Raw genomic sequence first — 7,470 nt, 5'->3', positions numbered from 1 at the left:
GATTCAACACAAAGCTACCACAAAGAGATTGAACGTTCTTCTGGAGATATACCCGAGTCTGTTCAAAAGCTACTGCCTAAGTTACAAAATGGGGATGAAACAGAAGTAGTAATGGTCACATTACCCGAAGCAACACCTGTTTATGAATTAATTCGATTAAAAGATGACTTGGAGAGAGCGGGAATCGCTCGTACTTGGTGGGTAGTGAACAATAGCATGCTTTCTAGCGGAACAACGAACCCAATGCTTTTAGCAAGAGCACAAAATGAAGAAGTTTGGATTGATAAGGTAGCAGAGCTGTCTAACAATCATTACCCAGTGATTGAATGGAAAGCTGAGGATATTTCAGGAGATGCTTTAAGAGATATTTTATAATTTACGAGATAACTCATATTTTACTCATTGACAAAACATAGATAAAGTTCTATATTAAATATAGATGAACATCTATATGGAGGTGAGAATATGGATTATTTAGGATTATCAAAAATTATGAAGGCAATTGCAGAGCCTAATAGACTTCAAATATTAGATATGATTTCAACTGGTGAAAAGTGTGCATGTGATATTTTGGATAATTTTGATTTTACTCAGCCGACACTATCACATCATATGAAGGTTTTAATTGAGGCGGGAGTAGTAACCGCACGTAAGGAAGGCAAATGGCAATATTATTCTCTGGTAACAGAGAATATTGAAGAATTTCAAGAATTAATACATCAGATATTGAATATAAAACAAAAAGAAGGAGTTATGTAAAATGAGTAAAGTATCGTTGTATGAACCAGCAATGTGTTGTGACACAGGAGTTTGTGGTCCCGGAGTAGATACAGAATTGCTTCGAGTTTCCTCTATTATTCAAACATTGGAAAAAGCCGATGGTGTAGAAGTAGAGCGTTTTAATTTAACAGGTAATCCTGCGGCATTCGTAGAAAATGAAAAAGTTGGGGAGTTGTTACAGTCTAAAGGAGCCGACATACTACCAGTTGTTTTATTAGATGGTGAAATTGTGAAAATGGCTGGTTATCCGTCAAATGAGGAGTTTAGTGTCTATACTGGTGTTAATTTCTCAGAGGATAAGAAAGAAGAACAATCAAATAGTTGCTGCTCTCCATCATCTGGATGTTGCTAAAACGAAGAAACTAAAGCCTATGAGAAGAGATTCTCATAGGCTTTTTTATTAAGTGAGACAGAATCTATTGACAATAGATAGATGAACATCTATATTATATATAGAAGAATTTCTATGTATGGAGGGATGAAAGATGGATTATGAATTAACAGCAAAAGTTTTTAAAGCATTAGGAGACCCAAAAAGGGTTCAAATTGTGGATATGCTCTCTTGTGGTGAGCGTTGTGCATGTGATTTATTAGAGCATTTTGAATTTACACAACCAACGCTTTCCCATCACATGAAATTGTTAATGAATGCAGGGATTGTTCAAGCCAGAAAATCAGGGACATGGCACAACTATTCATTGAATGCGGAAAATATGAAAGTATTATCTGGTGTCATTCAAACAATCATTCAAAACACAGATGACTGTATTTGTCATACGATTGATAATGCTGCATGTTCTTGTGAGGGTAAAGGGAGAGTAACAGCTACAAAGAAAGTAACAACTGCTTAGAATGAAGATGTTAAATTTAAAGGAGGAAACCAAACATGAAATTGTACCAACCAGATCAGTTACCATTAACAAAGTATCTATTTTTTACAGGAAAGGGAGGTGTTGGTAAAACAACGACTGCTTGTGGCACTGCTACTTATTTAGCAGATAGTGGGAAAAAAGTTATGTTAGTCAGTACCGATCCAGCAAGTAATTTACAAGATGTTTTTCAAACAGAATTAACAAATAAAGGGAAAGAAATTCCAGAAGTTCCGGGATTAACTGTAGCAAATTTTGATCCTGTAACAGCAGCTGATGACTATAAAGAAAGTGTTGTAGGACCATTTAGAGGGAAACTACCTGATTCTGCATTAGCGAATATGGAGGAACAATTATCTGGTTCTTGTACAGTAGAGATTGCTGCCTTCAATGAATTTTCTGGTTTTTTAACTGATCCAGAAGCAGAGAAAAAGTATGATTATATTATTTTTGATACTGCACCAACAGGTCACACGTTAAGAATGTTACAGTTACCGTCTGCATGGAGTAATTTTATGGATGAAAATACAACAGGAGCTTCATGCTTAGGTCAATTATCTGGTTTAGGTGATAAAAAGGAAATTTATGAGCATGCTGTAGCCACATTAGCTGATGGAGCAAAAACAACTTTAATGCTTGTAACAAGACCACAAAAGGCACCACTTTTAGAAGCAGATCGAGCTTCTAAAGAATTACAAGAGATAGGCATTGAAAATCAAGTTTTATTAGTGAATGGCGTCTTAGAGGAAGCAACAGATAAAGTATCTCAATTGATTTATGATGGACAACAAGAAGCGTTGGCACAAATGCCAGAGAGTTTGAAAGCTTTTCCTGAGTACAGTATTCCTTTACGTTCTTACAATGTGACTGGTGTTGAAAATCTACGCCAATTGTTGAAATCCAATCAAGGTGAATTTTTAACTGAACTAGTCACACCAAGAGCATTTCCTAGATTGAAAGACATCGTGAATGAGTTGCATCAATCTGGTAAAAAAGTGATTTTTACAATGGGTAAAGGTGGCGTTGGGAAAACGACTATTGCTGCGGCAATTGCCACTGGTTTAGCAGATAAAGGCAAGAAAGTTCATTTGGCTACAACCGATCCAGCTGCTCATTTACAATTTGTGATTTCTGAATCCGATCAAATCAAGGTGAGTCATATCGATGAGGACAAGGAATTAGCAGATTATACAGAAGAAGTATTAAGCAAGGCTCGTGAAACGATGTCACCAGATGATGTTGCTTATGTAGAAGAAGATTTGCGTTCGCCTTGTACACAAGAAATCGCTGTATTCAGAGCTTTTGCAGAGATTGTGGATGATGCCGATTGTGATGTGGTAGTTATTGATACCGCACCAACAGGACATACATTACTATTACTTGATTCTACCCAAAGCTACCATAAAGAAGTAGAGCGGACATCTGGTGAAGTACCAGAATCAGTGAAACGTCTCTTACCTCGTTTGCAAGATGGAAAAGAAACCGAAGTGGTGATGGTCACTTTACCTGAAACAACACCTGTTTATGAATCTATGCGACTACAGGAAGACTTGGATCGAGCAGGCATTGCTCATACATGGTGGGTCGTGAATAACAGTATGTTAACAAGTGGTACAACAAATCCAATGTTACTAGCCCGAGCACAAAATGAAAATACATGGATTGATAAAGTAGCAGAATTATCTAATAATCATTATGGGGTTGTAGAATGGCATGCAGAAGAAATCTCTGGAGAAGCACTACACAATATATTGAATTAGGAGCATTTTATTTTTTTAATTGATAGATAGAAATTTTTCTATCTATCATGCACTTATTTGAATTTTATGATGGAGGAAGATGATGATGGAAAAAGAAGAACAAAAAGGATTGGGAATATTTGAAAAATATTTAACGCTTTGGGTGGCTTTGTGTATGGTTACGGGTGTTTTAATTGGAAAATATTTGCCAGCTGTTCCAGCAACTTTAGGGAAATTCGAGTATTATCAAGTATCTATTCCAACAGCAATCTTAATTTGGTTGATGATCTATCCGATGATGTTGAAAATAGATTTTACTAGTATTGTTAATGCAGCTAAGAAACCTAAAGGTTTGATTGTAACTTGTACAGTGAATTGGTTAATTAAACCATTTACAATGTACGCCATTTCAGCTTTTTTCTTTTTCGTTGTATTTAAAGGGATTATCCCAAATGATTTAGCCAAAGAATATGTTGCAGGAGCAGTATTGTTAGGTGCGGCACCTTGTACTGCAATGGTCTTTGTTTGGAGTTACTTAACCAAAGGAGATCCAGCTTATACATTGGTTCAAGTTGCGATTAATGATTTAATTATTTTAGTGTTGTATGCGCCAATCGTTGCTATTTTATTAGGTATTGGAAATGTAGCTGTTCCAATTAATACGTTGATCTTGTCGACTGTTTTATTTGTAGTGATTCCACTTCTTTTAGGTGTTGTCACTCGAACAGTCATTATAAAAAATAAAGGACTTCATTATTTTGAAACAGTCTTTCTAAAGAAATTTGATAAGGTTACAATTATTGGGTTGCTTTTAACGCTAGTGATTATTTTTTCTTTCCAAGGTGAAAGAATCTTGAATAATCCACTGCACATTCTTTTAATTGCCATTCCGCTAACCATTCAAACACTATTGATTTTTGCTATTGCGTATACATGGGCTCGTTTTTGGAAGTTGCCTCATTCGATTGCTGCTCCGGCAGGCATGGTTGGAGCTAGTAATTTCTTTGAATTATCAGTAGCAGTAGCCATCTCACTATTTGGTTTACAGTCAGGGGCAACATTAGCAACAGTAGTGGGCGTATTAGTTGAAGTACCAGTCATGTTGTTATTAGTTAAAGTTGCGAATAGTACGGTTGGATGGTTTGAAAAAAATGAGTTACCTCAATCGTTAAGAAGCTAGTTGAAGAAGACTAAATTTATTACTTGGAGATGTTGATTGTGGCAGGTGTAACAAAAAAATTATCATTATTAGATCGTTATTTAACCCTATGGATTTTTCTTGCAATGGGCTTTGGTATTGGTTTGGGTTATTTTGTACCAGAGGTTGTGACAGGAATAAATAAACTGGAAGTTGGAACAACTTCTATACCTATTGCGATAGGCTTAATATTAATGATGTATCCACCGTTAGCTAAGGTGAAATATGAAGAGATGTGGCGTGTCTTTAAAGATTGGAAGGTTTTATTATTATCACTTTTCCAAAACTGGATTGTCGGTCCCATTTTAATGTTTATTTTAGCTGTTGTCTTTTTACATGATTATCCTGAGTATATGGTAGGGTTAATTATGATTGGTCTGGCTCGTTGTATTGCAATGGTGATTGTGTGGAGTAACTTAGCTCAAGCGGACAATGAGTATACGGCAGGATTAGTGGCGTTCAATTCCATTTTTCAAATTATCTTTTATTCAGTGTTTGCCTATATTTTTGTGACAGTTATTCCGGGATGGTTAGGCTTAGAAACGCATGCTGTTTCAATTGGAATGGGTGAGATTGCAACAAGTGTTTTCATTTATTTAGGTATTCCTTTCATTGCAGGCTTTTTATCTCGTTGGATTCTAATAAAGAAAAAAGGAAAGAAATGGTATGAAGAAAAATTCATTCCTAAAATTAGTCCAATTACATTGGTTGCCTTATTATTTACAATTGTTGTGATGTTCTCCGTTAAAGGAGAAAAAGTCATTGAACTTCCAATGGATGTAGTAAGGATTGCCATTCCATTACTCATTTATTTTGTCCTTATGTTCTTTGTTTCATTCTTTATTTCTAAACGTATGGGAACCAGTTATCCAATTGCAGCTTCATTATCGTTTACCGCAGCGAGCAATAATTTTGAATTAGCAATTGCGGTAGCAGTTGGCGTATTTGGTATTAATTCAGGGGAAGCCTTTGCAGCAGTAATTGGTCCACTAGTGGAAGTTCCGGTTTTGATTGGTTTAGTAAATGTAGCATTGAAATTTAAGCAAAAATATTTTAAGCAAACTTAAAAAAGGAATGAGGCATCTTTATGAAAATTGTGATTATTGGTTCAGTAGCAGCTGGGACAAGTGTGGCTGCAAAGGCTAGACGAAATACAGAGGAAGCAGAGATTGTTGTCTACGACCAAGACAAGGATATTTCCTATTCAATTTGCGGGATTCCTTATTATATAGGAGATGAAGTTGAAGAGTTAGATAAGTTGACCCCTAGAAATGCTGCATGGTTTAAAAAGCGTTATAATGTAGATATTTTTACAGAGCATCGAGTGACAGCTATTCATCCTGAAACTCAAACACTTGAGGTTGAGAATCTTCAAACAAAAGAGAAGAAAACCGAATCCTATGATGAACTGGTTTTAGCAACAGGAGCCAAACCGATTGTGCCAGATATTTTTAAAGCAAAGCAAGCTAATAGAAATCTTTTTCATGTTCGTACTATTCAAGATGCTGCTGCCATTCACTCATTTATTGAAAAAGAAAAGCCACAACAAGCTACTATTATTGGTGCAGGCTTTATTGGATTAGAAATGGCAGAGCAATTGGTTCATAAAGGAATAGAGGTAACTATTATTCAACGTGGCAATCAAGTCATGAAACAAATGGATGCTGATATGGCTTATCGTGTCCAAAAGGAGCTTGAAAAAAATCATGTTAAGCTTCAATTGAATACAACGATCACAAAAGTAATGGAGAAGGATGGCTACATTACTGAATTAGCAACCAATCAAGAGCAAACAATCAAATCGGATTTAGTCATTCTTGCAGCTGGTGTTACTCCGAATACTTCACTTATTCAATCGACAACTATTCAATTGGGAAAATCTGGTGCGATTAAAGTGAATAAGAAAATGCAGACAACGGTACCACATATTTATGCGGTAGGAGATGTTGCTGAGAGCTATTCTGTCATTACAGATAAACCAATATATCGCCCACTTGGATCAACTGCTAATAAGATGGGTAGAATTGCTGGTGATATCATCACAGGAGGAACACTGGAACATCGTGGTATTTTAGGAACTGGTATTGTTCGAGTTTTTGATTTAGCGGTTGCATATACTGGTTTAACAGAAAAAGAAGCTAAATTAGAAGGATTAGAGACAGCTATTCTTTATAATATTAAGCCAGATCATGCGGACTACTTAGGTGGAAAAGAGCTGACAATCAAAGCTTTAGCAGATAAAAGTAGCGGGAGAATTCTTGGAGCTCAGATTATTGGAGAGCAAGGTGTAGATAAACGAATTGACGTAATTGCCACTGCAATTTCATTTGGTGCAGTAGCAGAAGATTTGTTCCATTTAGACCTTGCTTATGCACCACCATTTGCGACAACGAAAGACCCCGTTCTTTATACTGGAATGGCGTTAGATAATGCAATAAGCAATGGAACACCTTTAATGACTCCAACTGAATTGATTGAGCGACAAGCAAGTGGAGAACAACTGCAAATTATTGATACTCGTTCCAAAAAACAATATGAAATTTCTTGTGTTAAAGGGGCTATCCATATTCCATTAGCAGAAATACGTGATAGAGTGGCGGAGCTAGATAAAAATGTAACAACAATCACGTATTGTAATAAGGGCGTAACTGGAAATGCTGCTCAAAATATCCTGTTAAACGAAGGATTTAAAGAAGTCTATAATTTATCTGGAGGAAATAAAAATTACCAGATAATTGCCCAAATGCTCGCCTCTAACTGATTTAATGATGAAGGGATTAAATAGATGACAGAAGAAAAAAGAGCGTTGGCAAGACTTGCTGGTATCTTGGGAGCTTTCCTCGCTGCCAAACTATTAAACTATCAAATAAATGTTGGTATATTT

At 36.1% G+C, this 7,470-nt stretch carries 8 protein-coding genes; all 8 read left to right on the top strand.

Translation table 11 applies throughout. The annotated features are described in order from the left end of the window. Positions 1-375 (top strand): ArsA-related P-loop ATPase (locus AB3I27_RS13795; RefSeq protein ID WP_277904481.1); only part of this gene is annotated, 375 nt, incomplete at its 5' end. Between the two features lie 90 nt (positions 376-465). Then, positions 466-759, top strand: coding sequence for a helix-turn-helix transcriptional regulator (locus AB3I27_RS13790; protein ID WP_002333381.1), 294 nt, complete (start codon positions 466-468; stop codon positions 757-759). A gap of 1 nt (position 760) precedes the next feature. Next, on the top strand, positions 761-1,132 hold the full coding sequence (gene arsD / locus AB3I27_RS13785) for an arsenite efflux transporter metallochaperone ArsD (RefSeq protein WP_002360740.1): 372 nt from the start codon (positions 761-763) through the stop codon (positions 1,130-1,132). A gap of 133 nt (positions 1,133-1,265) precedes the next feature. Beyond that, positions 1,266-1,631, top strand: coding sequence for an As(III)-sensing metalloregulatory transcriptional repressor ArsR (gene arsR, locus AB3I27_RS13780; protein ID WP_002333379.1), 366 nt, complete (start codon positions 1,266-1,268; stop codon positions 1,629-1,631). 35 nt (positions 1,632-1,666) lie between these two features. Further along, positions 1,667-3,409 (top strand): arsenite efflux transporter ATPase subunit ArsA, encoded by a 1,743-nt coding sequence (gene arsA / locus AB3I27_RS13775; RefSeq protein WP_104846937.1) that lies wholly within the window; start codon positions 1,667-1,669, stop codon positions 3,407-3,409. A 79-nt stretch (positions 3,410-3,488) separates the two neighbouring features. Continuing rightward, a complete protein-coding gene (arsB, locus tag AB3I27_RS13770; RefSeq protein ID WP_221180059.1) occupies positions 3,489-4,568 on the top strand; it encodes an arsenite efflux transporter membrane subunit ArsB in 1,080 nt (359 codons plus the stop codon). A 29-nt stretch (positions 4,569-4,597) separates the two neighbouring features. Then, complete coding sequence (arsB, locus tag AB3I27_RS13765; protein WP_003744449.1) at positions 4,598-5,653, top strand: arsenite efflux transporter membrane subunit ArsB; 1,056 nt, start codon at positions 4,598-4,600, stop codon at positions 5,651-5,653. A gap of 20 nt (positions 5,654-5,673) precedes the next feature. Beyond that, the gene (locus AB3I27_RS13760; protein ID WP_104890100.1) at positions 5,674-7,347 is read left to right on the top strand and encodes an FAD-dependent oxidoreductase; all 1,674 of its coding nucleotides are present in this window, start codon (positions 5,674-5,676) and stop codon (positions 7,345-7,347) included. The last annotated feature ends 123 nt before the right edge of the window (positions 7,348-7,470 follow it).

The sequence above is a fragment of the Enterococcus sp. C46 genome, from assembly GCF_040887565.1.
In the GTDB taxonomy this organism is placed as follows: domain Bacteria; phylum Bacillota; class Bacilli; order Lactobacillales; family Enterococcaceae; genus Enterococcus_B; species Enterococcus_B lactis.
The sequence above is the reverse complement of the archived record's forward strand: the minus strand, read 5'-3'. Positions and strand labels throughout refer to the sequence as shown.

What these genes read in the sequence shown, in the direction of transcription:
- AB3I27_RS13790 (WP_002333381.1), top strand. Translation starts at nt 466, where the DNA reads ATGGATTATTTAGGATTATCAAAAATTATGAAGGCAATTGCAGAGCCT.
- arsD (WP_002360740.1), top strand. Translation starts at nt 761, where the DNA reads ATGAGTAAAGTATCGTTGTATGAACCAGCAATGTGTTGTGACACAGGA.
- arsR (WP_002333379.1), top strand. Translation starts at nt 1,266, where the DNA reads ATGGATTATGAATTAACAGCAAAAGTTTTTAAAGCATTAGGAGACCCA.
- arsA (WP_104846937.1), top strand. Translation starts at nt 1,667, where the DNA reads ATGAAATTGTACCAACCAGATCAGTTACCATTAACAAAGTATCTATTT.
- arsB (WP_221180059.1), top strand. Translation starts at nt 3,489, where the DNA reads ATGATGATGGAAAAAGAAGAACAAAAAGGATTGGGAATATTTGAAAAA.
- arsB (WP_003744449.1), top strand. Translation starts at nt 4,598, where the DNA reads ATGTTGATTGTGGCAGGTGTAACAAAAAAATTATCATTATTAGATCGT.
- AB3I27_RS13760 (WP_104890100.1), top strand. Translation starts at nt 5,674, where the DNA reads ATGAAAATTGTGATTATTGGTTCAGTAGCAGCTGGGACAAGTGTGGCT.